This window comes from Pseudomonadales bacterium (genome assembly GCA_041395945.1).
Lineage (GTDB): Bacteria > Pseudomonadota > Gammaproteobacteria > Pseudomonadales > Azotimanducaceae > SZUA-309.
Map to the genome: position 1 here is coordinate 45504 of JAWKZN010000002.1, position 23685 is coordinate 69188.

The 23685-nt window shown below is 60.7% G+C and carries 23 protein-coding genes; 12 read left to right on the top strand and 11 right to left on the bottom strand.

What is annotated here, in order from left to right; translation table 11 throughout:
• The 5 genes from raiA to mgtE all read left to right on the top strand — a co-directional run bounded on the left by raiA (position 1) and on the right by mgtE (position 3363).
• Positions 1-300, top strand: a complete 300-nt coding sequence (raiA, locus tag R3E82_17005) for a ribosome-associated translation inhibitor RaiA (protein MEZ5552584.1) — start codon at positions 1-3, stop codon at positions 298-300.
• Positions 301-328: 28 nt separating this feature from the next.
• Positions 329-796 (top strand): PTS sugar transporter subunit IIA, encoded by a 468-nt coding sequence (locus R3E82_17010; GenBank protein MEZ5552585.1) that lies wholly within the window; start codon positions 329-331, stop codon positions 794-796.
• Complete coding sequence (rapZ, locus tag R3E82_17015) at positions 793-1647, top strand: RNase adapter RapZ (GenBank protein ID MEZ5552586.1); 855 nt, start codon at positions 793-795, stop codon at positions 1645-1647. The genes R3E82_17010 and rapZ overlap by 4 nt, the downstream gene beginning before the upstream one ends.
• Complete coding sequence (locus R3E82_17020; protein MEZ5552587.1) at positions 1647-1916, top strand: HPr family phosphocarrier protein; 270 nt, start codon at positions 1647-1649, stop codon at positions 1914-1916. The genes rapZ and R3E82_17020 overlap by 1 nt, the downstream gene beginning before the upstream one ends.
• 109 nt (positions 1917-2025) lie before the next feature.
• Positions 2026-3363 (top strand): magnesium transporter, encoded by a 1338-nt coding sequence (gene mgtE / locus R3E82_17025; GenBank protein ID MEZ5552588.1) that lies wholly within the window; start codon positions 2026-2028, stop codon positions 3361-3363.
• 65 nt (positions 3364-3428) lie between these two features.
• Here the strand turns inward: mgtE and pmbA are convergent, their stop codons facing one another.
• Entirely contained in the window at positions 3429-4775 is a 1347-nt protein-coding gene (pmbA, locus tag R3E82_17030) for a metalloprotease PmbA (GenBank protein MEZ5552589.1), read from the bottom strand.
• Between the two features lie 64 nt (positions 4776-4839).
• Here pmbA and yjgA point away from each other — a divergent pair, with 64 nt between their 5' ends.
• The gene (gene yjgA, locus R3E82_17035; GenBank protein MEZ5552590.1) at positions 4840-5367 is read left to right on the top strand and encodes a ribosome biogenesis factor YjgA; all 528 of its coding nucleotides are present in this window, start codon (positions 4840-4842) and stop codon (positions 5365-5367) included.
• Positions 5368-5450: 83 nt separating this feature from the next.
• On the opposite strand, the gene tldD is transcribed toward yjgA, so the two are convergent.
• The 7 genes from tldD to R3E82_17070 form a co-directional block, all read right to left on the bottom strand.
• Positions 5451-6896: a metalloprotease TldD gene (gene tldD, locus R3E82_17040; protein MEZ5552591.1), complete on the bottom strand. Its 1446-nt coding sequence runs from the start codon at positions 6894-6896 to the stop codon at positions 5451-5453.
• Positions 6893-10768: an AsmA-like C-terminal region-containing protein gene (locus R3E82_17045; GenBank protein ID MEZ5552592.1), complete on the bottom strand. Its 3876-nt coding sequence runs from the start codon at positions 10766-10768 to the stop codon at positions 6893-6895. The genes tldD and R3E82_17045 overlap by 4 nt, the downstream gene beginning before the upstream one ends.
• 113 nt (positions 10769-10881) lie before the next feature.
• The gene (locus tag R3E82_17050; GenBank protein MEZ5552593.1) at positions 10882-12387 is read right to left on the bottom strand and encodes an Rne/Rng family ribonuclease; all 1506 of its coding nucleotides are present in this window, start codon (positions 12385-12387) and stop codon (positions 10882-10884) included.
• A complete protein-coding gene (locus R3E82_17055) occupies positions 12380-12970 on the bottom strand; it encodes a nucleoside triphosphate pyrophosphatase (GenBank protein MEZ5552594.1) in 591 nt (196 codons plus the stop codon). Before R3E82_17055 ends, R3E82_17050 begins: the two co-directional genes overlap by 8 nt.
• A gap of 8 nt (positions 12971-12978) precedes the next feature.
• Positions 12979-13473: a rod shape-determining protein MreD gene (gene mreD / locus R3E82_17060; GenBank protein ID MEZ5552595.1), complete on the bottom strand. Its 495-nt coding sequence runs from the start codon at positions 13471-13473 to the stop codon at positions 12979-12981.
• Positions 13470-14318, bottom strand: coding sequence for a rod shape-determining protein MreC (mreC, locus tag R3E82_17065; protein MEZ5552596.1), 849 nt, complete (start codon positions 14316-14318; stop codon positions 13470-13472). Before mreC ends, mreD begins: the two co-directional genes overlap by 4 nt.
• A 135-nt stretch (positions 14319-14453) precedes the next feature.
• The gene (locus R3E82_17070) at positions 14454-15494 is read right to left on the bottom strand and encodes a rod shape-determining protein (GenBank protein MEZ5552597.1); all 1041 of its coding nucleotides are present in this window, start codon (positions 15492-15494) and stop codon (positions 14454-14456) included.
• Between the two features lie 278 nt (positions 15495-15772).
• Here R3E82_17070 and gatC point away from each other — a divergent pair, with 278 nt between their 5' ends.
• From gatC to gatB, 3 genes are read left to right on the top strand one after another with little or no spacing between them, the layout of a single operon-like run.
• The gene (gene gatC, locus R3E82_17075) at positions 15773-16054 is read left to right on the top strand and encodes an Asp-tRNA(Asn)/Glu-tRNA(Gln) amidotransferase subunit GatC (GenBank protein MEZ5552598.1); all 282 of its coding nucleotides are present in this window, start codon (positions 15773-15775) and stop codon (positions 16052-16054) included.
• A gap of 5 nt (positions 16055-16059) precedes the next feature.
• Positions 16060-17532 carry an Asp-tRNA(Asn)/Glu-tRNA(Gln) amidotransferase subunit GatA gene (gene gatA / locus R3E82_17080; GenBank protein MEZ5552599.1) on the top strand — a complete coding sequence of 491 codons (1473 nt, stop codon included), beginning with the start codon at positions 16060-16062 and terminating at the stop codon, positions 17530-17532.
• A complete protein-coding gene (gatB, locus tag R3E82_17085) occupies positions 17529-18980 on the top strand; it encodes an Asp-tRNA(Asn)/Glu-tRNA(Gln) amidotransferase subunit GatB (protein MEZ5552600.1) in 1452 nt (483 codons plus the stop codon). The genes gatA and gatB overlap by 4 nt, the downstream gene beginning before the upstream one ends.
• An 82-nt stretch (positions 18981-19062) precedes the next feature.
• Here the strand turns inward: gatB and R3E82_17090 are convergent, their stop codons facing one another.
• Positions 19063-19482 (bottom strand): CBS domain-containing protein, encoded by a 420-nt coding sequence (locus R3E82_17090; protein ID MEZ5552601.1) that lies wholly within the window; start codon positions 19480-19482, stop codon positions 19063-19065.
• 189 nt (positions 19483-19671) lie between these two features.
• On the opposite strand from R3E82_17090, the gene R3E82_17095 reads away from it, so the two are divergent.
• The 3 genes from R3E82_17095 (at position 19672) to R3E82_17105 (ending at position 21910) form a co-directional block, all read left to right on the top strand.
• Complete coding sequence (locus R3E82_17095) at positions 19672-20088, top strand: OB-fold domain-containing protein (GenBank protein MEZ5552602.1); 417 nt, start codon at positions 19672-19674, stop codon at positions 20086-20088.
• A 10-nt stretch (positions 20089-20098) separates the two neighbouring features.
• A complete protein-coding gene (locus R3E82_17100; GenBank protein ID MEZ5552603.1) occupies positions 20099-21241 on the top strand; it encodes a thiolase family protein in 1143 nt (380 codons plus the stop codon).
• Positions 21242-21421: 180 nt separating this feature from the next.
• The gene (locus R3E82_17105) at positions 21422-21910 is read left to right on the top strand and encodes a YfcE family phosphodiesterase (protein ID MEZ5552604.1); all 489 of its coding nucleotides are present in this window, start codon (positions 21422-21424) and stop codon (positions 21908-21910) included.
• Between the two features lie 75 nt (positions 21911-21985).
• On the opposite strand, the gene R3E82_17110 is transcribed toward R3E82_17105, so the two are convergent.
• Both R3E82_17110 and R3E82_17115 read right to left on the bottom strand, forming a co-directional pair.
• Positions 21986-22729, bottom strand: coding sequence for a DUF1499 domain-containing protein (locus tag R3E82_17110; GenBank protein ID MEZ5552605.1), 744 nt, complete (start codon positions 22727-22729; stop codon positions 21986-21988).
• A 29-nt stretch (positions 22730-22758) separates the two neighbouring features.
• Positions 22759-23541, bottom strand: a complete 783-nt coding sequence (locus R3E82_17115; GenBank protein MEZ5552606.1) for a glucose 1-dehydrogenase — start codon at positions 23539-23541, stop codon at positions 22759-22761.
• Positions 23542-23685 lie beyond the last annotated feature (144 nt).

Sequence of the window (23685 nt, forward strand, 5' to 3'; positions counted from 1 at the left end):
ATGCAGTTGAGCATTTCCGGTCATCATATCGACGTCACCGACGCTCTGAAATCCTACGTTGAGGAAAAAATGGCCAAACTCGAGCGCCACTATGACCATATAACAAATGCACATGTGATCCTGAGCGTCGAGAAGCTGATCCAGAAAGCAGAAGCCACCGTTCATGTCAGCGGCGCGGAGGTTTTTGCGGATGCCGACTCGGAAGATCTCTACGCCGCCATAGACAAACTGGCAGACAAACTCGATCGTCAGATTCTCAAACACAAGGAAAAAAATCAGAACCGTTTTCACGGACGCTGATCGCCAGCCGATCAGTCATTGATACACCATGATCGACATACACAGCATTCTTGACCCCAGATGCACCCGGGCATCGGTCGAAGCCAACTCGCGCAAGCGCTCACTCGAATACGCGAGCGATGTCCTTGCAGCCTGCCATCCGGACCTCTCCGCGCGCACCCTTTTCGATGAACTGATGACCCGGGAGCGCCTCGGCAGCACGGGCCTCGGAGAGGGCATCGCAATTCCCCACTGCCGGCTGCCGTGTCCCGGTATTCTCGCCGCCTGCCTGAAACTCGACACTCCGGTGGACTACGATGCTGCAGACGGGCAGCCCGTGGACATTCTCTTCGTCATCGTCGTGCCGCCAGAAGAAACCAACGCACATCTCGATCTGCTGGCCGCTCTGGCCAGACTCTTCAACAATCCGGAGAATAGAGCCGCCCTTCGCAGCGCCGAGACCGATGCAGCGCTGTACGACCGCATAGTCGGCCTGTTCAGCAGTCAGGCGGCATGAAACTGGTCATCATCAGCGGCAGAAGCGGGTCCGGGAAGTCCACCGCGCTGCGCGCGCTGGAGGACGCCGGTTTCAACAGCATCGATAACTTTCCGGTCAAACTCCTGCCGTCTCTGGTCGAGGATACGCTGGCTGACCCTGCGCGCGCGGATGGCCACTACGCTGTCTGCATCGACTCCCGCAGCCAGCATCTCGACACCTTTGGGGACTTCGCCGCGTCGATCGACCGCAAACGCATCAGTTTTCAGATCATATTTCTGGATGCGCTGACCGGCACACTGGTAAAGCGATTCAGCGAGACCCGTCGCCGACATCCCTTGACCAACGATCATACCGACCTGCTCCAGGCCATAGAATCTGAAGCCTCCGTTCTGCGCCAGATTGTCGACCTGGCCGACCTGAGTATCGATACCACACTCATGCGAGGCAGTGAACTGGTGGAACTGATCCGGAGCCGGATCGCCCAGAACAACGACCACGGCATTTCCGTACTCTTCCGCTCCTTCGGCTTCAAATTCGGTGTCCCGGTGGACGCCGACCTGGTTTTCGATCTTCGCTGTCTGCCCAACCCTTACTGGGAACCCGATCTGCGCCCGCAAACGGGGATGGATGCGCCCGTTATCAGCTTTCTCGAAGCGCAGCCTGCGGTGGGTGACATGTACCGGGACATCGCCGGTTTTCTGGAACGCTGGATACCAAGATTCGAAGAGGACAATCGTGCCTACATCACGATTGCCATCGGCTGCACGGGAGGTCAGCACCGCAGCGTCTACATGGTCGAAAAACTCGGGAAGCACTTCACCGGCAGAAAGAACAGTGTGCTCGTACGCCACCGTGAGTTGCGAAGCTGATGCATGAAGCCACACTGACCATTGTCAACCGTCTCGGCCTGCATGCCCGGGCCGCCGGCAGGTTCGTCAACCTGGCAAAAACCTTCGGCAGCAAGGTCTCCCTGGCGAAAGGGGAGGAAACCGTGGACGGTAAGAGCATCATGGCAGTGATGCTGCTTGCGGCACCCATGGGCAGCGAAGTCCGCTTACAGGTCGAAGGCGCGGATGATGAGGTGGCATTCGCCGCGCTGCGTGATCTGATCAACGACGGTTTCGGCGAACTCGACTGAAACGGTCTGCCGGGTCCGCGACGGATCCAGCGCTTTCAGACCCCCCTACCGGCGTTCTTCTGTTCTGGTACGCTGCTCGCCGCCTGCGCCACCAGCCGAGCAGCCTTCGATGGAATTGCAAGATCAGCTCCGGGAGATCATCCGCCAGCAGGGCAGCGGCGGAATCGATGAAACACGGTTCCTGCTGGAATCCCTGTGGCCGACCGAAGTTGCCTCACTCCTCGAATCCTCTCCTCCCAAGGTCCGTCGCGTGCTCTGGGAACTGCTGGACGAGGAAGACGCCGGTCAGGTACTGCAGCATCTGCACGACGATGTCAGGGCGGAGTTCCTCGAGGGAATGGATGCAGAGCAGCTCATCGCCGCGGCGGATGAGCTGGACGTCGATGACTTTGCGGACATTCTCCAGCAGCTGCCGGAAACTCTCACTGCGCAGGTCCTGGCCTCTCTGGATGCCAGCGATCGCTCCCGGCTTGAGGCGGTGCTGTCCTATCCTGACGACACAGCCGGTGGTCTCATGGACACCGAGACCATTACCGTCCGGCCCCGGCACTCAGTGGAAATCGTGCTGCGCTATCTGCGACTGCACAAGGAACTTCCACACACGACAGACACCCTGATCGTCACCAATGAACGGGGTGAGTACGTGGGCATTCTGCCCTTATCCAAACTGCTGACCTCAGATCCGTCCGTCATCGTGCGGGAAATCATGGATTCAGATGCTCAGGCAATCCGCCACGATATGCCGGACACTGAAGTCGCAAAAATCTTTTCCGACCTCGATCTGGTGTCCGCTCCGGTGGTGGACGAAGACGGTAAAGTCATCGGCCGGATCACTATCGATGACGTGGTCGATGTGATCATCGAAGATGCCGAGGAAGCGATGCTCGCGCCTGCCGGCCTGGACATCGAAGACGATACCTTTGCCCCGATCTTCAAGGCCGCACGGCGCCGGGCTATGTGGCTCACCATCAACCTGCTCACCGCCTTCCTTGCCTCTGCGGTGATCAATATCTTCGAAGAGACCATCGCCAAGGTTGTCGCGCTCGCGGTTCTGATGCCCATCGTCGCCAGCATGGGCGGAATCGCCGGCACCCAGACGCTCACCCTGGTGGTACGCGGCATGGCCACCGGTCAGATTGGTCGCGCGAACCTCTTTTATCTGCTCAACCGGGAATTCGTGGTCGCAGTCGTGAATGGCCTGCTCATGGCGGGACTGGTCGCCGCCGCGGCCGCTCTGGTATTTCAGGATCCGGTGCTGGGTGGAGTTATCGCAGCGGCGATGATGGTCAACCTGATCGTTGCCGCCGTCGCCGGCAGCCTGCTGCCGGGGATTCTGACCGCAATGCGGATCGACCCTGCGATCGCCGGTGGTGTGGTTCTCACCACGGTCACTGATGTGACCGGATTTTTCACTTTTCTCGGGCTGGCCGCCTGGGCCTACGGCTGATCAGAGCGGGAGCCCGTGGCCTGAAAACGGCGATTGCAGTTTTTCCAGTGGCCTGGAACGGATTTTCAGTTTCCTGCAATCGTCATCCGGCCCACCAGCACCGATGGTGTGCGGATATTGCCCCGCATATCCACATCATCTCCCACACAGACGATGTCTTTGAGCATGGATTTGAGGTTTGCGGCGATGGTGATTTCATCGACGGGAAAGGCCAGCTGGCCGTTTTCCACCCAGAATCCTGCCGCACCCCTGGAATAGTCGCCGGTAACCGGGTTCACGCCCTGACCCATGAGATCCGTGACAAGCAGTCCGGTCCCAAGCTCGCGCAGCAGTTCCGCTTCCGCAACGGTTCGACCACGCATCGTGAGGTTGAAGACACCGCCCGCATTGCCCGTTGTCGGCATGCCCAGTTTGCGTCCCGAATAGCTCGACAGCACGTAGTTCGCAACTACCCCATCTTCGATGAAATTCTTCGCCCGGGTAGCAACCCCATCGCCGTCGAAGCCGGCACTGCCGATCTGGCCCGGCAGATGGGGTTCTTCCGCCAGAGTCAGATGGTCGGCTGCAACCGCAGTACCCAGTGAGTCGGGCAGAAACGAAGCGTGCCGATACAGGGCTCCGCCGCTTATCGCACCCAGCAGATGTCCGACAAGACCGCTCGCCATCTGAGGATTGAACAGCACGGGAAACGTACCTGTGGGTACCTTCCTCGGCGACAGCCTGGCGACGGTGCGTCGGGCGGCATGCAGGCCGACTTCGGCTGCGGTTTCCATCCCCGCCGCATTCCGGGCCACGGTGTACCAGTAGTCCCTCTGCATGCCCTTGCCGTCTCGCGCGATCAGCACACAGCTCATCGAGTGACGGGTTGCCAGATAGCTGCCGATAAATCCATGTGAATTGCCGTAAACGCGGCACAGTCTCTGGGAGCTCACTTCCGCGCCATCTGAATTGCCGATCCTGCCATCATGGGCGAGACCGGCCGCTTCACAGGTTCGCGCAAGCGCTTCGGCCGCCGCAGGATCGAGTTCCCAGGGATGGTAGAGATCCAGCTCAGGCAGTGTCCGCGGCATCAGATCCGCATCAGCCAGCCCTGCGCAGGAATCTTCCTGGGTGTATCGCGCGATCTTCGCTGCAGCGGCTACGGTCTCCCGTATCGCTGCAGGACTGCTGTCGGAGGTGCTGGCAGCGCCTTTGCGACGCCCCATGTAGAGCGTGATTCCGAATCCCCTGTCATGGTTGAACTCGATGTTCTCGAGCTCACCCATCCGCACACTGACGCCCAGGCCAACGTCTTCACTCACCGAGACTTCTGCTGCACTTGCCCCCACGCTGCGCGCTTCGGCAAGAATATCTGCAACCCGGTTCTTCAGGTCTTCTTCCCGTGTTCTCAGATCAAGCATTTCGTAAGCCATGCGGACATTCACCCGTTTACTGCAACCCGTTTCAACTCATTCAGACATTCGGTAGGCTCGCGCCATGACAGACGAAGCCGAAAACCAGGAATCGGACACCCGCACGGAGCGGTCCCCGGAAACATCAAAATCCGAGCGCAAACGGCAGGCTCTCGCACTGCAGAAACTTGGCGCCCGGCTGACCGAACTCAATCCCGGTGCCCTCGCTGGTCTCGATCTTCCCGCCCGGCTGGCCGACGCAATCGCCCTCCATCAGCGCATTACTTCCCGGGAAGCAAAGCGCCGCCAGCTGCAGTACATCGGCGCGCTGATGCGCGACTACGACACCGCGCCCATTGAAGCCGCGCTCGAGACCCTGCATGGAGAATCCGCCAGTGCCCGTTACCAGCTGCATCAGGTCGAAATCTGGCGGGACCGGCTGGTCGCAGATCCTGCGGTACTGACAGAGTACCTCGATTCTCATCCCGATGCGGACCGGCAGCGGCTGCGCCATGCACTGCAGAAGGTTGCCAGGTCCCCGCAGGATCCACAGCGTCGTGGCGCCTCCAGAGCACTGTTCCGCATCCTTCGGGAATTCGAAGTCCCGACCTAGCAGCCTCAGGCGCGTTCCTGGGGACGGGAATGCCAGAACGCCGGTACGACACACTGAGGCGTTGAAACTTATGCAGAGGTTCCTCAGGCCGCCTGAGTACCCCCAACCACGACTTCATCGATTTTCAGGGTCGGCTGACCTACGCCTACCGGAACCGACTGCCCGTCTTTACCGCATACCCCCACCCCACGATCGAGTGCCAGGTCGTTGCCGACCATGGAGATCCGGGTCATGACCTCGGGACCGTTGCCGATCAGCGTGGCGCCCCGGATGGGCCGTGTCACTTTTCCTTTCTCTATCAGATAAGCCTCGGTCGCAGAAAAGACGAAGCGACCCGAGGTAATATCGACCTGACCACCACCGAAGTTCACCGCGAAAATTCCCTTCTCCACACTGGCGATGATTTCTGCCGGATCAGAGCTTCCAGCCTGCATGAATGTATTCGTCATCCGCGGCATGGGCAGATGCGCGTAGGACTGACGCCGCCCGTTGCCCGTGGGCCGCACACCCATGAGTCGGGAGTTCAGCTTGTCCTGCATGTAGCCCCGCAGTACACCATTTTCGATCAGCACCGTGGGTCGGGTGGGCGTCCCTTCATCGTCGATCGTCAGAGAACCACGACGCCGATCGAGGGTGCCATCGTCCACCACGGTGCACAGCGGCGACGCCACCTGCTCGCCGATCCGGTTTGCGAAGGCCGATGACCCCTTGCGATTGAAGTCTCCTTCCAGTCCATGGCCGACCGCCTCATGGAGCAGCACACCCGGCCAGCCCGGGCCCAGCACAACCGTCATCGGTCCTGCTGGTGCATCCCCCGCATCCAGGTTGAGGATAGCCGAGCGCACGGCTTCCCGCGCCAGGTCATCGGGCAGGTCGTCGCCGCACAGCGTGTGCAGATCATAGCGGCCACCAGCCCCGGCCGATCCCCGCTCCCGTCGACCGTTCTGTTCCACAATAACTGAAACATCCAGACGCACGAGCGGTCTCACATCCGCTGCCAGGGTGCCGTCGGTCGCCACCACCAGAAGAGACTCCTGGCTGGCGGAGACGCGGACATTGACCTCTCGCACCCGGTTATCTATCCCCCGTGCGGTTCGATCCATGCGCTCCAGCAGAGCAACCTTGTCCGCGTCGTCGAGGGAGTGAATGGGATCAGCGGGTGCATAACGCGCCACAACATCGGACATCGACGGTATCCTGATCCTGCCCTGCTGACTCGCCCGGGAAATCGAGCGCGCGGCTTCGGTCGCCGCACGCAGGGCGTCCAGCTGCAGATCTTCCGCATAGGCGAAACCGGTTTTCTCTCCAGCAACTGCCCGTACGCCGACTCCCTGATCCACGCTGAACCCACCCTCCTTGACGATGCCGTCTTCAAGGGCCCAGCTCTCCTGACGCAGGTACTGGAAAAAGAGTTCGCCAAGATCCACGTCCTTCGCCATGAGTCTGCCCAGCAGCAGATCCACATCCTGCTGGCCGATTCCACCCGGGCGCCACAATTTCGATTGCGCCTCCTGCAGCTGTACATTCATCCGGTGTGACTCTCAGTAGTTTCCGTGAGCTGGCGGTTCCCGGGATCGAGTTTGAGTGCCTCGATGCCATCCCCGGGTTCGTGCTGTTCAGCTTCCTGATCCGGTATCTCCGGTTGCGGTTCATGTGGTGACTGGGGCTGATCCATACTGGTGTCCCAGACCCCCACAAACTTGAGTTCAGGGTCCTGCAATGTACCCGATATCTGGTACTTGGCGCTGGAGAACTGCTCCAGGGGTTTGCGCAGGACCCGCTCGCCCACCAGCACACCGAGGCCTGCCAGCGGGTTCGCGATGGCGATATACGCCGCATACCAGGGCAGACTGCGGGACACCGGCAGGGTCACAACCATCTCGTTGCGCAACTGCTGGGTCTGCAGATCGATATCGCCGGCGATGCGGAAGTTCGATCCTGAACCGAGCACCATCAGCGGTTCCACGAAGCTCATCCTGTTGTCTTCGAACTGCGCCGTCGCCGACAGCGAATCAAAACTCACTCCCTCCCCGCTGACATCGGAGAAATCGAGTTTCAGGCGCTTGGCGATGGTGGAGAAGTTGATCAGGGAAAAAATGCGCAGCGCGCCGGTACCACCAGCTTCAACATCGAGAAACCGTCCATTCTCCGCACTGAAGCTCGCCAGCCCCTCCAGCCGGGGCAGGTCGACCATCGCCGGGGAGCCACGCCAGCTCAGTTTGCCCGTAAGCGCTGCGCGCTCCGTGATCAGACTGGGTGCGTAGCCCCACAGCGGCAGCACTTCGGCCAGATTACCGGCCGCAAGCGAGCCTTCGAACAGGGTTTCGTTGGGCTCCGCCTGCCAGTAGAGGCGATCAGCCGTAATGCTCACACCACGCAACACGGCACGCAGATCCGTGATCGCAAGACCCCGGGCATCCGGCACCAGACCGAAGCTCCAGGTGCCATAGTCACGTTCGCCGATCAGGAAGGAATCAACCTGCACATCGGCCCGTGCAAGCTCCCGGATCAGCTCCGGATCAAGCGGATCTTCTGTTTCACTACCCTCCTCGACGGCCACGTCATCACCAGGGAGCCGCAGCAACTGCAGATGCACATTCACGGGGTCTGTACCCGTCATCGCCACACGCCCCACGAGATCCGGGCTGTCGACCTCCACCTGGAGATCGGCAGCGCCCACCCTGCCGTTGAGTCTTGCGTGGGGAAACCGCACAGTGCCGACCCCGATGTGCTCGGCCTGCAGGTCCACCAGGCGCAGGTCGATCGGCAACCGTGACCCGCCCTGCTGACCGTCTTCCACAGAGGCCGCAGAATCCGGGATCACCTCCTCGATGGCGAATCCCTTTATATGACCACCGATTGCGAGCTCGTTGCGTGACATGTCGACCAGCGGCGGTGGCCCCGAAATCCCGATGGAACCACGCATCGGCGTAGCGTCGACATGCAGCCAGCCTGCCGCAGGTCCATAGCGGAAGCTCAGGGACTGGTAGTCATCCAGAAAGCGGACGTCCATCTCCGCGGGCACCGCATCATCCACCCGTTTTGCCAGACCGCCGGGCAGGCTGATGGCCAGTCCAGCGAGGTCGGATTCAATCCTCAGGCGGGAGATATCCTCCCCGAGTTCGATGTACAGATCGGCCTGAAAATCAAATCCACCGCGAAGATTGCCGGGATCGGCCATGTCCAGGGTGCTGAGGATGTCCTCGTACGCCGCCTGACCATTAACCCGGAATATGACCGTGTCTTCGTCCGCCTGGGCTGCAAAGGTCGCCGGTCGCTCGAACAGCCTGCCGCTGAGCCCGGATCCTTCCACCCTGTGGGGAAAACGGTAGCGCAGATTCCCTTCCAGTGCGCCAAGTTCGACCCGGTATTCGGCGAGAGAGAGATCGACGCCATCCAGATCGATCTCCAGATCGATGGCCAGTTCATCTTCGACCTCCAGCTCACCGATGTGTGATTGATCGAGTTTCAATGGAATGTGCATCCGGCCCCGCATATCCAGCATTCCCTCCCCGCTCCAGCCGGGCGTGATGAAGGCCATCCACCGGGACAGGGGCGTGGTGCGTACAAAAGCCAGCGCCTGGGCCAGGTTCATCCGTGACGACAGATCGATGTCCGCGTAGGAGGCGTTGTCTCCAAGCACGATTCGACTGTTGGCAATATTCTCACCACCACTGTTGAAACCCTCCTCGACATCAATCCGGACTTCGCGGCCTGCAACCGCGATTTTGCCATCCAGGCCTGTCACTTCCGGCCAGTCGGCGTGGTAACGAACCTCACCGTCGTCTATCCGGGCGGAGAGCTCGACCCGGCGGGCGAGTTCAAAAGGTCGGGTGTGAATCTGACCATGGTAGGCAAAGGCAACGGCGCTCAACTGACCCGCACGCGGGCCCTGTTCGAGCCATTCCGGCAGCCCCGACGGCAGTTTGTAGGGAATGAAGTGCTTCGCGCGCTCCACACTCGTGTGATCCACATTGACAACAAGGGTGAGTGTTTCGTCGAAGCGGGACCCGGGGCGGGACAGACCGAATCCTGCTGATACCCGACTGCCCTGGGTTTCGGCTCGAAAATTCATGCCGCGAAGTGCGAAATACTCCGCACCGATCCACGCCTGCAGTACACCCTGCAGATCCGACAGCGCCCAGCGTTCGTGAAAGGTGTCGGGGAACTGCAGGTCCAGACTGTCCGATTTAAGGCGCAGTTCGAGGGTGTGTCCCGACCCGATGAGTTCGCCCGCGCCACCACGGATCCAGGGCGCCCCTTTGTAGCCGTCGAGATTGATATCACTGACCGTGGCCGCCAGCCCTGTCTCGAAGTCGGGCAGTCGGACGAAGCCACGAAGGTTCCTGGCGGTGCCCTCCAGCCCGAGCGCTTCCAGCCAGCGTCTCGGTGCAGCCTCTTCCGCAAACAGGGCACCTGCAAATTCCGCGGCCGCACCAAGATCGAGCGCTTCGAGCCAGAACTGCGCAACGGCATCCTCATACTGGAAAAGCACCGCGGGTGCCTGCCAGTTTCCCTGCGGGCCGACCAGCTGCAGGGACCGGATCTCTCCGAACTGTCGATCCCGGGTACCACGACTCACCGCGACGAGACTCCCACTGAGCTGACGCTCCGGCGACAACTCGATCCGGTCGAGCTGGAGATCGAGCGAACCGCCAGACTCGGTCTCTTCGCGCCACCATCTGGCAGCCAGGGTTTCCACTCGCAGATCGGCCGCGCCGACGACCACCCGGGGTACTGTGAATCCTTCGATGTCGCTGCGCATCTGTTCCCGACGCGGTCTGACCAGTGGAATCCGTTCTTCGATATCGATACCGATTTCCATCGAACATCCCGGGTCACACGCCCCGCCGAGATTGCTCGCCTGCAGACGGTGCCGGTGAACGCCACCCCGATTGATCGCCTGGAATCGCAGCGAAATATCGTCCGCCACCAGCGCCGCATCCTCATTGCGGGTGAATCCCAGATGCACCGCGAGATCCAGCTCATCGCTGTGATAGAGGGTATCCAGAGGGTCGAAACCACCGCCACCCTGAGCACCGAGCAGGCCCCAGCCGCTGTCCGTCCGGGCCAGGACCAGTCGTCCCCCGGCAACACTCGCCCTCCGGGCAATCAGACGATTGCGGATCAGGCTTTCTATCCAGTCGAGCTCGATACTGAGATTTTCAAGATGGCCGGCAGGCAGGGTGAGGCGCTCCACACGCACGACGGGATTCAGCAGCCGCCAATCTCCGGTCAGCCCGGTGAGCTGAATCTGCTGGCCGGCCAGCCAGTCATTCGTACCCGCCTCCACATCGTCGAGCACACTGAACAGAATTCGACCCGCCACCTGAAACAGCGCGGCGAGCAGCATGCCGAGGGTGAGAAACACCAGCACGGTCCTGAACAGGTAGCGGTGCAAGATCGGGCCCTAGGAGACGTGAATCGGCTGTCGGGAGTACATCATGCTCCCTTAGACCTCGACCGGGGTGAAATCATTCGGTTTTCTGATTCGATGTGCACGCCTGCTTTTTTTCATTGCGGCGGGCGAGCACTCTGTACCAGCACCACGTCAAACTCACCCGGGCCGTAGCAGGGCTCGACCTGAATGCAGATCTCCCGGCCGATCTGAGCAGATAGATTGCGCAGCGCTCCGGCATCTTCGTCCAACAGTCGGTCAACCACATCGGCGGAACTGCGGATCTGGTAGCCGCCTTCCCGCTGCCCGGCGTCGCAGCGTATCCGTGCGTCTTCGATGATGGCACGAAACAGCTCGATACAGGTGCTCTCCGCGGTCTTCACAAGCCCTGAACCTGCGCAGCGGGAACAAGGCTCACACACCTGCTGCAGCAGGGACTCCCGCGTCCGCTTACGGCTCATCTGCACCAGACCCAGGGAAGAAAAACCTTCGATCCGGGTACGCGCTGGATCGAGCTCAGTGGCTTTTTCGAGCACACGCAACACCTGTCGTTTGTGTTCGTCATCCTGCATGTCTATGAAATCGATGATGATGATCCCGCCCAGATTGCGTAACCGCAGCTGCCTGGGAATGGCTGCCGCCGCCTCGAGGTTGGTGCGGTATACGGTCTCCTCGAGACTGGTGCTGCCGAGAAATCCACCCGTATTCACATCGATAGTGATCATGGCTTCGGTCTGTTCGATCACCAGATGTCCGCCACTTTTGAGGTTGACCCGCTTATCCAGCGCCCGGGCGATCTCATCATCTACTCCTGCGCGCTGAAACAGCGAGCGAGGTTCCTCGTCACAGACCACCCGCTCGGCGAACTCAGGTATGAATTCATCGACAAAGCGCCGCACACGATCGTAAGTGTGACGCTCGTCGATAACGATGCGCTGGACATCGGGTCCGGCGAGATCCCGCACCACCCGAATGTGGAGCGGCAGTTCCTCATAGACGAGTGCGGGCACACTGACATTTCTTTTCTTCTCGAGAATACGATCCCAGATCCGGGTCAGTACTCTGGTATCGAGTTCGATCGCAGCCTCTTCAATGCCGTCTGCAGCGGTGCGGGCAATAAATCCCATACCCACACCCTGTTCGCTGCGCACCTGGGCGATCAGCGCAGTCAGCCGCTCGCGCTCCAGGGGATCTTCGATCCGCTGGGAGATTCCAATGTGGTCCGTGAAGGGCATGAGAACCAGGAAGCGCGATGCCAGAGCAATCTGCGTGGACAGCCGCGCACCCTTACCGGAAATGGGATCTTTAACAATCTGTACCATCAGGCACTGACCATCATGAAGAAGGTCCCGGATATCGGGTGCGGCACTGGTGACCTCACCGAGCATCAGCCGGGGGCCTTCGATGTCGCGAACGTGCAGGAATCCCGGCCGTTCCAGCCCGATGTCCACGAATGCAGCCTGCATTCCCGGAATGATCCGCGCGACTTTGCCCAGGTAGACGTTCCCCGTGCGGCTGTAGCCGTCAGCTCTGGCCAGATGAATCTCCTGCACCTGACCTCCCGCAACCAGAGCCACGCGGGTCTCAAACTCACTGACCGCTATGAGAATTTCTTCAGCCATCTGTACGACAGCGCCAGGTGTCCACGCCCATCTGCGCCAGCAGCCGCTCTGTCTCCGTAAGCGGCAATCCTACAACTGCGCTGTAACTGCCCTCGATACTTGCCGCAAATATACCCCCAATCCCCTGAATACCATAACCGCCTGCCTTGTCGACGGGCTCACCGCTCTCCCAGTAGCGTTGTGCTTCCTCTGCGGAAATATCCCGGAAACGTACTCGAGTCGACACCAGATCCACCAGCAGACGGTCACCGTTGCACACGGCTACCGCTGTATGCACCCGGTGCTCACGTCCAGCCAGCGTCAGCAGCATTTCGATGGCTTCTTCGCGACCTGCCGGTTTACCGAGTATCCGGTTGTCCGTTACCACGATGGTGTCGGCGGCAAGCGTGATGCGTCCCACCCGGGATCCTGCGGCTGCTTTGCTGCGTGCCATACGACACACATAGTCTTCCGGCAACTCACCGGAATGGATGCTTTCATCCACCGCAGAAGCCACCGCCTCGAAGGGAATGCGGATCTGCGCCAGCAGCTGTGCCCTCCTGGGTGATGCCGAGGCCAGAATGATGGGAGTCTGAAGGTCCATATTCAGGCTCATTCCACTCGAACCCGGGTACGCAGTCTCTGCAGCAGCAGATACACGAAGGGCCAGACCAGCATGCTCGACAGCGCCGGGAGGATCACCTGCCAGTCGAAACCGCGATCGAAGGCGGCATCCTGTACCGCCATGCGGATCCCTTCGGTTGCCAGCACCAGCAACAGCAGCACGCCCGCCTGCTGAAACACCGAGTACATCCTCAGCCGCTCATAGAAACGCCAGCCGATATAGGTGATCGCCGCCAGCAGGAAGCCATTGAGGCCGAGGGGATCTGCATAGAGTGCATCGACCAGCAACCCCAGCAGCCAGACTGAGATAAGCCCGATCCGGTGCGGCAGTTCCATGACCCAGAAGAACACCACCATGGCCAGCCACGCAGGACGCAGCCAGCCCAGCCACTGGGGCCAGCTCTCCGGCAGATGCAGCAGTCCAAGCAGCATTGCCACCACCACTGTCAGCAGGATGAGCCAGCCTCCCCGGGTCAGATTCATTCGCCGGGGCTCTCTTCAGGGGGCGGCTGAGACTCCGGGTCTCCGGCACTGTGCACGTCGTCGCTGAGCATGGCTTCCGCCTGCAGGGCTTCCTGTTCCGGATCGAAAACCACCAGTACGTGACGGGAACGATCGAGTTGCGCCAGTGGACGCACGGTGACCCGGGCATAGGGATGCGTCTGATCGACGATTGTCGACGTGACATACCCGACCGGATACCCCCTGGGGAAACGCCCTCCCAGGCCCGAGCTCTCAAGCAGGTCTCCCTCCCGAATATCGGCAGTCACCGGTACATTTTCGAGCTCAAGGACATCCAGCCGGCCGGTGCCGCCGGCAATACTGCGTACGCCATTGCGATTGACCTGCACCGGCACCGCGTGGCTTGTATCAACTATGAGCAGCACCCGGCTGGTGTAGCGATCCACCTCGACGATCTGGCCGAAGAGTCCATGCGCATCGATCACCGCATGACCCACCGCGACACCTGCCGCACTGCCTTTGTCGATGATGACCTGGAAGGTATTCGGAGAGGGTACAACACCGACCAGTTCGGCAACCAGAACCTGTGCGGGCAGTCGGGCACGGCTTCCGAGCAGACCGCGCAGGCGCTCGTTCTCCGTTTTCAGTGACTGGTACTGCTGGGCAACTTCGGTGAGTTCGAGCACCCGCTGGCGGAGCGCGGCGTTCTGTGCCTGCAGGTTGTCGCGGGAGCTGAATACTTCTCCAACTTCCGAGGCGGCGAGATAGGGTGATTCGGCGATGATCTGGAGCGGACTCACCAGGGTGCCGACGACACTGCGAAAGGGTTCGAGGAGGCGGGTTGAGACATCGACAGTCACGAGCACCAGTGAGACCAGGGCCAGTCCCGTCAGTAAATAGCCTGCGCCGGATTCGCGGACAAACAGAGCTTTGATCGAAGCAACCCCTCGCTGATTTCGTGCGCCACGACCGTGTCGCGACCTTTAAAAACTGCCGGCAGACTACTCAGTGGATAACAGGTCCGCATTGCCGGCCTTGTCCATCATCTCCAGCGCTTTGCCGCCACCGCGGGCCACACAGGTCAGTGGATCTTCCGCAATGATGACCGGCAGGCCCGTTTCCTCCGCCAGCAGCACATCGAGGTCCCGCAGCAGCGCACCACCCCCCGTCAGTACCAGACCGGTTTCCGCGATATCCGAGGCCAGTTCCGGCGGACACTGCTCGAGAGCACTCTTTACCGCCTGCACGATCATCGACAGCGGTTCCTGCAGTGCCTCCAGGATCTCATTGCTGTTCAACGTGAAACTGCGCGGTACGCCCTCCGCAAGATTGCGCCCCCGCACATCGATCTCCCGGACTTCCTTCTGGGGATAGGCAGCACCGATCTCCTGTTTGATTCGCTCTGCGGTGGCCTCGCCGATCAGACTGCCCTGAGTCCGCCGTACATAGGCCACGATCGCCTCATCGAAGCGATCACCGCCGACCCGCACGGTGTCCGAGTAGACCACGCCGTTCAAGGAGATGATGGCGATCTCCGTGGTACCACCGCCGATATCCACGACCATGGTGCCCACTGCCTCCTGCACCGGCAGACCGGCTCCGATGGCGGCCGCCATGGGCTCCTCAATCAGTCGCACATCACGGGCGCCTGCGGACAGCGCACTTTCACGGATCGCTCGACGCTCTACCTCTGTGGACTTGCAGGGCACACAGACCAGAACTCTCGGGCTCGGCCGGATGAAGGAGTTCTCGTGTACCTTGTTGATGAAATACTTCAGCATTTTTTCCGTGACGAGAAAATCTGCAATCACCCCATCTTTGAGCGGACGGATGGCGGTGATGTTGCCCGGTGTGCGACCGAGCATCCGTTTGGCGTCCAGACCCACGGCCGCGACGGTTTTCACATTACCCTGAATTCTGATGGCAACCACTGAAGGTTCGTTCAGCACGATACCCTGGTCGCGCACATAGATGAGCGTGTTGGCTGTACCGAGGTCGATGGAAAGATCGCGGGAAAACAGCCCACGGATATTCTTAAACATGTGTGCGTACGGCTCTGGTGATCAAGGATTGGCTCTCTATCCGAAGAACTAGGCCTGTCCGAAGAATTAGGCCTGTCCGAAGAACTAGGCTTATCCGAAGAATTAGGCATCCGCGGAACGGGCTCAATGGGAAGTATAGGCGCTTCCCGACCCGGCCGTACTCTATCATGAAACCCGGCGAAACGAAGCGGCATCCCGTGCTGCGATCGGCGCGCAGGTACCTGATTCGGCGCGGATTCTTTATTTCACCACCTTGATTGGATTAGGCTTGCGCGCCTATGGCTGACATCGACCTTTCCCACCTCGCAAACCTTGCGCAACTGGAGCTCTCCGGCGTTGAGCAGGCGGCTGCGCGCGAAGATCTGGCACGCATCATCGCCATGGTCGATCACATGCAGTCCATCCCCACGGATCACGTGGAGCCGCTTTCCCATCCTCTGGACGCCAGCGCCCGTCTGCGGACCGATCGCGTGACCGAAACCGTGGATCGCGAACTCCTCCAGAAGGGTGCCCCCGCGACGGCGGATGGCCTGTATCTGGTGCCCCGGGTCGTTGAATAGGGCAGATGGAGTCTTTTCCCTCGATATCCGCCCTGCGCGCAGGCCTCGAGTCCGGTGCATTCAGCAGCGTCGAACTGACCCGTACGCTGATCGACCGTATCCGGCGCCACAACCCTGTTCTGAACGCGTTCATCACCCTGGATGAAGCTGGTGCGCTGGAGCAGGCGGCCGACGCCGACACCCGGCGCAGAGAGGGCACTGCCGCCGCGCTCTGCGGTATTCCCATCGCGCACAAAGACATTTTCTGCACCCAGGGCCTGCCCACAACCTGCGCATCAAAAATGCTCGCTGACTTCATCGCGCCCTACGACGCCACCGTGGTCAGCCGGCTTCGAGCGGCGGGCACCATCCTGTTGGGAAAGACCAACATGGATGAATACGCCATGGGGTCCTCAAACGAGAACAGCCACTTCGGACCCGTCGCAAATCCCTGGAATCCGGCCCATGTCCCCGGCGGATCTTCCGGTGGCTCAGCCAGCGCAGTCGCCGCCGGCCTGGTGCCGATCGCCACGGGTACCGATACCGGCGGGTCCATTCGCCAGCCTGCCGCCTTCTGCGGTCTCACCGGACTGAAACCCACCTATGGCCGGGTATCGCGTCACGGCATGGTGGCTTTCGCCTCGAGTCTCGATCAGGGCGGTTTGCTCGCCCACAGCGCCCAGGACATTGCTCAGCTGTTGCCGCACATGTGCGGGTTCGATCCCCTCGACTCGACCAGCAGCGAACGGGACGAGGCCTGGCTGCACGACGGCCGTGGCCTGGCGCTGGATGGCGCGGGCATCTCGGGCAGAAAACTGCGGATCGGGTTACCCAGGGAATATCTGCAGGCGCTTGGAGTCCCGGCAGAGAGTTTTCGTGCCGCTATCGGGGAGTTCGAAAAGGCAGGCTTCCGGGTTAACGACATCTCCCTGCCACACACCCCTGCCGCCATTCCCGCCTACTACGTCATCTCGGGCGCCGAGGCATCCACCAATCTCTCCCGCTACGACGGTGTGAGATTCGGGCATCGCTGTGAGAATCCGACTTCGCTGGAGGATCTCTATCGCCGCTCCCGCAGCGAAGGCTTCGGCGCGGAAGTGAAGCGCCGGATTCTTACCGGAACCTATGCACTCAGCGTCGGTTACTTCGACGCCTACTACCTGAAAGCACAGCGGATCCGTCGTCTGATCCAGCAGGACTTTCTGAGCGCATTCGAATCGGTGGATCTGATACTTGCACCCACCACACCCGACATCGCCTTCAGGAAGGGCGAGCTTTCAGGTGACCCGGTGGCCATGTATCAGCAGGATATCTTCACCATTCCCGCCAGCCTGGCTGGACTGCCCGCCATGTCCCTGCCCTGCGGATCACACCAGGGCATGCCACTGGGCATGCAGCTGATCGGCCCGCATTTCGCCGAGCAGACGATGCTCGAAGCAGCCGCCCTGTACCAGCGAGCGACCGACTGGCACTTGCGGCATCCCGAGGGGTGGTCATGAGCTGGGAAGCAGTGATCGGCCTCGAAGTGCATGTGCAGCTGGCCTGCATCAGTAAGATTTTTTCGGGGGCGGCAACCCGCTTCGGTGCTGCGCCCAATACCCAGGCCTGCCCCGTAGACCTGGGTATGCCGGGCGTCCTGCCTGTGCTCAATGAAGAAGCGGTCAGAATGGCCGTGCGTTTCGGTCTGGCCATCGGCGCCCGGATCAACGCCCGCTCGGTCTTCGACCGCAAGAATTACTTCTACCCTGACCTTCCGAAGGGCTATCAGATCAGCCAGTTCGAGCAGCCCATCGTCGGTGCCGGATCACTCACTGTGCAGCTGGATGGTCAACCACCCCGCACCGTCCGGGTAACCCGCGCACACCTGGAAGAGGACGCCGGTAAATCCCTGCACGAGGCTTACCCGGGCATGACGGGCATCGATCTGAACCGGGCAGGTACCCCCCTGCTCGAGATCGTCTCCGAGCCGGATCTGCGCTCGGCGGCTGAGGCATCCGCCTATTTCCGGCAACTGCATGGCCTGGTCCGCCATCTGCAGATCTGCGATGGCAACCTCTCTGAGGGCAGCATGCGCTGCGACGCCAACGTATCGATCCGGCGTTCCGGCGATACCGCCCTCGGAGAAAGAACTGAGATCAAGAACGTGAACTCCTTCCGCTTCCTGGAACTGGCGATCAACCATGAGATCGAACGCCAGATCGAAGTCCTCGAGAAAGGCGGCAGCATCTACCGGGAAACCCGGCTCTATGACTCGGATCGCAACGAAACCCGACCGATGCGCAGCAAGGAACTCTCGAACGACTATCGATATTTTCCGGATCCCGATCTGTTACCGCTGGTCCTCGATGCGGCCTTCATCGACAGCGTCCGCCGTGAGCTTCCGGAACTGCCCGTCCAGATGCGGGACCGGTTCGAGACCGAATACGGCCTGTCTGCCTACGATGCGCTCTGGCTGACATCAGATCCGGCAATGGCTGCCTATTTCGAAGCGGTCGCGGTGCGTTCCCGGGATGCGAAACTCGCAGCCAACTGGGTGATGGGGGAACTCTCAGCCGCACTCAATCGCACCGAGACGGAGATCGACGACTGTCCACTGGCCACCACCACCCTCGGCGATCTGATCGCCAGGATCAAAGACGGCACAATCTCCGGCAAAATCGCCAAACAGCTCTTCGATACCCTCTGGTCTGAGGGGCCTGTGGCGGCAGAGGACGGCCGGGTCGATGCAACCATAAGCACGCTCGGCCTGACTCAGGTTTCAGACACCGCAGAGCTGCAGTCCATCATCGACAGGATCATCGAGGACAACGCGGCTCAGGTGGCACAGTTCCGTGCAGGCAAGGACAAAGTGCTTGGGTTCTTTGTCGGGCAGGTCATGAAGGCGACCCAGGGCAAGGCCAATCCATCCGTGGTCAATGAACTGCTGCTCGCGGCACTGCGGGACTGATTTTTCTTTAGCCGCCGCGGGCTTTTTTTAAAGACGCCGCGGGCGCTCCACAGAATGCCCGCGGCGTTACTCCGGCGCTGCCTCAGCGTTTCTTCCGTCGCTCCGGTTTGGTCAGGAAGTCCTCGGCGGCCCGCAGAACATCACGGCGCGAAATCTGACCGACCAGCCGCCCGTTCTGCACGACCGGATAGCGTCGGCGGTGCTCCTTGAGAAAACGCTCAGTCAACGCATAAATGTCCATCTGCGGATCCACCGTATCCACTTCCGGCTGCATGTAGTCCGCCACGATGCCGACGGATTCGTTGTAGTAGCTGTCCTGGACGATGACTTCCATGAGATCGACCTCTGAGAGCACACCGACCAGATTACCCGCGTCATCCACCACAGGACCGCCGGAGATCTTTTTTTCAAGCAGTACGCCCATCGCGGTGACCACGCTGTCATTCTTGTGGAATGTCACCAGTCGAGTGGCCATGTAATCGCTGACTTTGACCGACTTCATGGTGTCTGCCCCATGTTCCATCCTCCCATTGTTAACCCCGGTTAAGATGCGCGATTTCCCGCGCTCCGTCTAGCGACCCGATTCCCCTGCCGGAGCAGGCCTGCCCGGGTGCCGCAGCTTGGCGTTGTCCCGCCGATGCCCGAGATAGTATGCTCCAGCCGCAGTATTCACGTAGTTTTAGGGGGATTCTTGAGCGCAAAACCATTACCAGTCGTCGATTACCTGAAAATACCGGACAGCGGCGAGCCCTATCTCGAGGGTTATAAGTGCGGCGCCTGCGGGGCAACCTTTCTCGGCGAGCGGAAAGTCTGTTCGAAATGCGGTGGCCGGGACCAGATGTCCACCGTCAAGCTGCCCAACAAGGGCAAACTGTATGCCTACTCCATCGTCCATCGCTCCTTTCCCGGCATCGAAGTGCCCTATGTGAGCGCGATCGTGGATCTGGCAGACGGTACTGCCGTCAAAGGCAATCTGATCAATGTGGAGCCGGATCCGTCAAAGATCGCCTTCGACATGCCCGTCGATGTGGTCTACGCCGACGCTCTCGGCCGCAAGGACAAGGAAGGCAACGCCTATCTGTCCTACTTCTTCCAACCCAGTTCCTAGGAGACGAGAAATGAGTGACGCATACGTCGTCGGTGTAGACATGATCAAGTTCGGTCGCTTCCCGGACCGGACAGTCCCAGAGATCGGCGCAGAGTCCGCCCTGCTGGCGCTGGACGACTGCGGACTGACGATCCAGGACATGGAAGCCCTCTATTGCGGCAACCTGGGGCAGGCCAGCGGCATGGTGGGACAGCGCATCCTCCACGAGATCGGCCAGACCGGCATTCCCGTGATCAACGTGTCCAACGCCTGTGCCACCGGAGCCACCGCCTTCCGCGAAGGCTGGGCCGCGGTCAAAGCCGGGTTATACGATCTGGTGCTCTGTGTCGGGGTGGAACAGATGGGCAAGGGCCTGCTCGGCGGTGCCGGTGGCGCCAAGGGCATTTCCAAGGAAGGCCTGCTCGGCTCCGGTACCATGCCCGCAGTGTTTGCCGAAGCCGGCAGTGAACACACACGGAAATATGGCACCACCTTCGAACAGTTCGCCAAGGTGTCGGTGAAGAATCACCATCATTCCACCTTGAATCCCAAGGCCATGTACCAGATCGAAACCCCCCTGGATGTGGTAATGAACGCCGAGATGATCTCGTATCCGAACACCAAGCTCATGTGTTCGGTGAACGTTGACGGCTCTGCCGCCGCAGTGATCTGCTCAGAAAAGAAGGCCAAGGAGCTCGGCCTGATGAAGCGTGCAGTCAAGGTTCGCGCCTCGATCCTGACCTCAGATCCCTGGCAGGAGCGTGATCTGGTGATGCCGGATGTGAACAGCTGCACCCGCAAGGCGGCCAAGGCGGCCTACGAGATGGCGGGTCTCGGACCGGACGATATCGATCTGGTGGAACTCCACGACTGCTTTGCCACCGCAGAGATTCTTCACTATGAGAACCTCGGGCTCTGTGGCGATGGCGAGGCCGGCAGGATGATCGATGACGGCGAAGTGGCACTCGGCGGCCGTATCCCGGTGAACGTCTCCGGCGGGCTGCTCTCTAAAGGGCATCCCCTTGGCGCCACCGGCATCGCCAACATCTATGAAGTGGCCACCCATCTGCGCGGTGAAGCCGGCAAGCGCCAGGTAAAAGGTGCGAAGATAGGTATGACCCATGTGATCGGTCTCGGCAGCGCCTGCGGCATCCACATCCTCGAAAAGGTCTGATCCACCGGACTTCTTCCCGCGGGACGGATCCCGCGGGAACGGCCCGCGGAAGCGCGTTGCGGAGTCCGTCCCTGTCTGAGGCAGATGGCCGGGCCATGCAGACCGCCCGGCCATCCAGGCCCGGGGCGTGGACTCCGGACAACCCGACTACACGAGTTCCAAAAGTCCCCTCCCTGCGTCATGAAAATCGGCATCGTCAGCGACACCCACAATAATCTCCGCAACGTGCAGCGGATTGTTGAACTGTTCAACGCATCGGGGGTAGAGCGTGTGATTCACACCGGAGATATCACCCAGGCAAAGACCCTGGATATTTTCGCCCATCTCGACGTACCGCTCTACGGGGTATACGGCAACAACGACGAAGGCGAACGGGAGGCACTCGAACTGGCCGTAGCGCGCTACGGATTCATCTTTCACGAGCCGCCGTTTGTGCTGGACTGGCATGAACGCAGCATCATGGTCGTCCACGATCCCCTCGAGTTTTCAGGACATCTGAGTTCCGCAAACGATCTGGCCCTGCACGGGCACACCCACCTGTATCGTTATGAGCGCAAAGCGGGTCAGGTGATTTTCAATCCCGGAGAATGTGCAGGGCACATGCTGGGGTTCAATGCCATCGGTGTGCTGGACTTAGCGGATCTCTCCGCAGAACTGATCCGCTTCTGAAGTCCTCCCGTGCGGCGGGCGGAATCCTCTCAGGCGTCTTCCGGAAGCTTCCACGGAAATCCAGCTCGCCCGGGATCAACCCGTGCGGAGACGTCCCAGCAGCGCTTCGATCCGCGCCGCATTCGCACCGAGATCGCTCAATCCGACCCGGGATACGCTGCGCGCATCCACCTTCACCCCGCCAGCGCTGTCGTCGCGGACCCGGACTACCACATCATCCTTGAAACCGAACCAGAAGGTTGTCGCGGTCGCCTCAATGATCCCCGCATCCGCATCGACAGCGACGATCTCCAGCCCCATGGCAGTGAGGGCATCCACCACCCGACCGACCGCGGTGGCACGATCGGTTTCCAGACGCAGCGTTTTCACAGCCGGATACGCCTGCTGTTGTACAGAGGCAAGTTTCTCCCGGTCGTAGTCCAGCGGATTGGTCCCTTCGCCCCGCAGCGCGACGATGGCATCGAACTGAGGCGGGTCGTTAACGTCAGTGGAAATGTTGTGGATCTGAGGCAGCGAGAAGCCTCTGCTGGCCTGCAGAAACATGAGTCCGACGACCAGTGCACAGACCAGGACGCTGGTGAGAAGGATCGGCCCGTCGCCGGTGAAACCCCGCTTTCTCGACACGAACAGCGCCACCAGTCCGACCAGCAGCCCTACCGCAGCCAGCAGGGTACCGGCAGGGATGAGCATGAGCAGCCCCGTCTGGAAGCCCCAGATACCCAGTCTCGTGCCGATGGGACCGAGCAGCAGCAGCACAACCGCCACCACCGTGCCGATGAGAATGGCTCGCGCCCACCAGGATCTTGCCGCTTCAGCCATTATCCTCTCCTGCGAATGGTGACCTGCATTCAGCGTCCGATGGTGGAACCACCGTCCACCACGAAGTTCTGACCCGTGGTGAAGGAGCCTGCCCGGGAAGCCAGATAGACGGCAATCCCCGCAAGTTCGTCCGGTTCCCCGATGCGCCGCAACGGATCCGCCGCCGTCGCACGTTTCAGAATGTCCGGATTCTCCCAGAGCGCCCGGGCAAAGTCGGTGCGGATAAGTCCCGGCGAGATGGCGTTCACCCGCACATTATTCGGTCCGTGCTCTACGGCAAGATTGCGCACGAGCTGAAGATCAGCAGCCTTGGATATGGCGTACGCTCCCAGATCCGCACTGCCTTTGAGCCCGCCCACGGAAGACACGATCATGATCGAGCCGTCTTTTCGTTCGATCATTTCCGGCAACACCAGCTGACACAGCCAGTGATTGGACTTGATGTTGATGTCGAGTACTTTTTCCAGCGCGGAGTCCGGGATGTCCATCATCGAGCCATAAAACGGGTTTACCGCCGCATTGCAGACCAGGATGTCGATCTTCCCGAGCTGCCTGTGGGTCTCTGCCACCAGTCTCTCGAGCTGCTCTTTGTGTCCGACGTGGGCTGGAATGGCCACGGCACCGCCGGGCTCACCCGAGCACTCCGCATTGATCGCAGCCGCCACCGCCTCGCAGACGTCGGCTTTGCGGCTGGATATCACCACCTGGGCACCCTGACGCGCCATCTCTTCCGCAATCGACTTGCCGATGCCCTTACTCGAGCCTGTGATCAGTGCCGTTCGGCCCGTCAGATCAAATAGGTCGCTCGCCATCTCAGAAATGTCTCCCACTGTTGGAATTCAGGCTGCCGCACATCGAGCTGCCACACATCGGTAGAGTACGCTGGATGCAACCGACAATGCTACTTGGGAGCCTCTGCATAGGTAGCAACGCCTCAGCGTGTCGTAGCGGGGTTC

Coding starts and splice junctions, on each gene's coding strand:
- raiA (MEZ5552584.1), top strand. CDS start 1: ATGCAGTTGAGCATTTCCGGTCATCATATCGACGTCACCGACGCTCTG.
- R3E82_17010 (MEZ5552585.1), top strand. CDS start 329: ATGATCGACATACACAGCATTCTTGACCCCAGATGCACCCGGGCATCG.
- rapZ (MEZ5552586.1), top strand. CDS start 793: ATGAAACTGGTCATCATCAGCGGCAGAAGCGGGTCCGGGAAGTCCACC.
- R3E82_17020 (MEZ5552587.1), top strand. CDS start 1,647: ATGCATGAAGCCACACTGACCATTGTCAACCGTCTCGGCCTGCATGCC.
- mgtE (MEZ5552588.1), top strand. CDS start 2,026: ATGGAATTGCAAGATCAGCTCCGGGAGATCATCCGCCAGCAGGGCAGC.
- pmbA (MEZ5552589.1), bottom strand. CDS start 4,775: ATGGCTTACGAAATGCTTGATCTGAGAACACGGGAAGAAGACCTGAAG.
- yjgA (MEZ5552590.1), top strand. CDS start 4,840: ATGACAGACGAAGCCGAAAACCAGGAATCGGACACCCGCACGGAGCGG.
- tldD (MEZ5552591.1), bottom strand. CDS start 6,896: ATGAATGTACAGCTGCAGGAGGCGCAATCGAAATTGTGGCGCCCGGGT.
- R3E82_17050 (MEZ5552593.1), bottom strand. CDS start 12,387: ATGGCTGAAGAAATTCTCATAGCGGTCAGTGAGTTTGAGACCCGCGTG.
- R3E82_17055 (MEZ5552594.1), bottom strand. CDS start 12,970: ATGGACCTTCAGACTCCCATCATTCTGGCCTCGGCATCACCCAGGAGG.
- mreD (MEZ5552595.1), bottom strand. CDS start 13,473: ATGAATCTGACCCGGGGAGGCTGGCTCATCCTGCTGACAGTGGTGGTG.
- R3E82_17070 (MEZ5552597.1), bottom strand. CDS start 15,494: ATGTTTAAGAATATCCGTGGGCTGTTTTCCCGCGATCTTTCCATCGAC.
- gatC (MEZ5552598.1), top strand. CDS start 15,773: ATGGCTGACATCGACCTTTCCCACCTCGCAAACCTTGCGCAACTGGAG.
- gatA (MEZ5552599.1), top strand. CDS start 16,060: ATGGAGTCTTTTCCCTCGATATCCGCCCTGCGCGCAGGCCTCGAGTCC.
- gatB (MEZ5552600.1), top strand. CDS start 17,529: ATGAGCTGGGAAGCAGTGATCGGCCTCGAAGTGCATGTGCAGCTGGCC.
- R3E82_17090 (MEZ5552601.1), bottom strand. CDS start 19,482: ATGAAGTCGGTCAAAGTCAGCGATTACATGGCCACTCGACTGGTGACA.
- R3E82_17100 (MEZ5552603.1), top strand. CDS start 20,099: ATGAGTGACGCATACGTCGTCGGTGTAGACATGATCAAGTTCGGTCGC.
- R3E82_17105 (MEZ5552604.1), top strand. CDS start 21,422: ATGAAAATCGGCATCGTCAGCGACACCCACAATAATCTCCGCAACGTG.
- R3E82_17110 (MEZ5552605.1), bottom strand. CDS start 22,729: ATGGCTGAAGCGGCAAGATCCTGGTGGGCGCGAGCCATTCTCATCGGC.
- R3E82_17115 (MEZ5552606.1), bottom strand. CDS start 23,541: ATGGCGAGCGACCTATTTGATCTGACGGGCCGAACGGCACTGATCACA.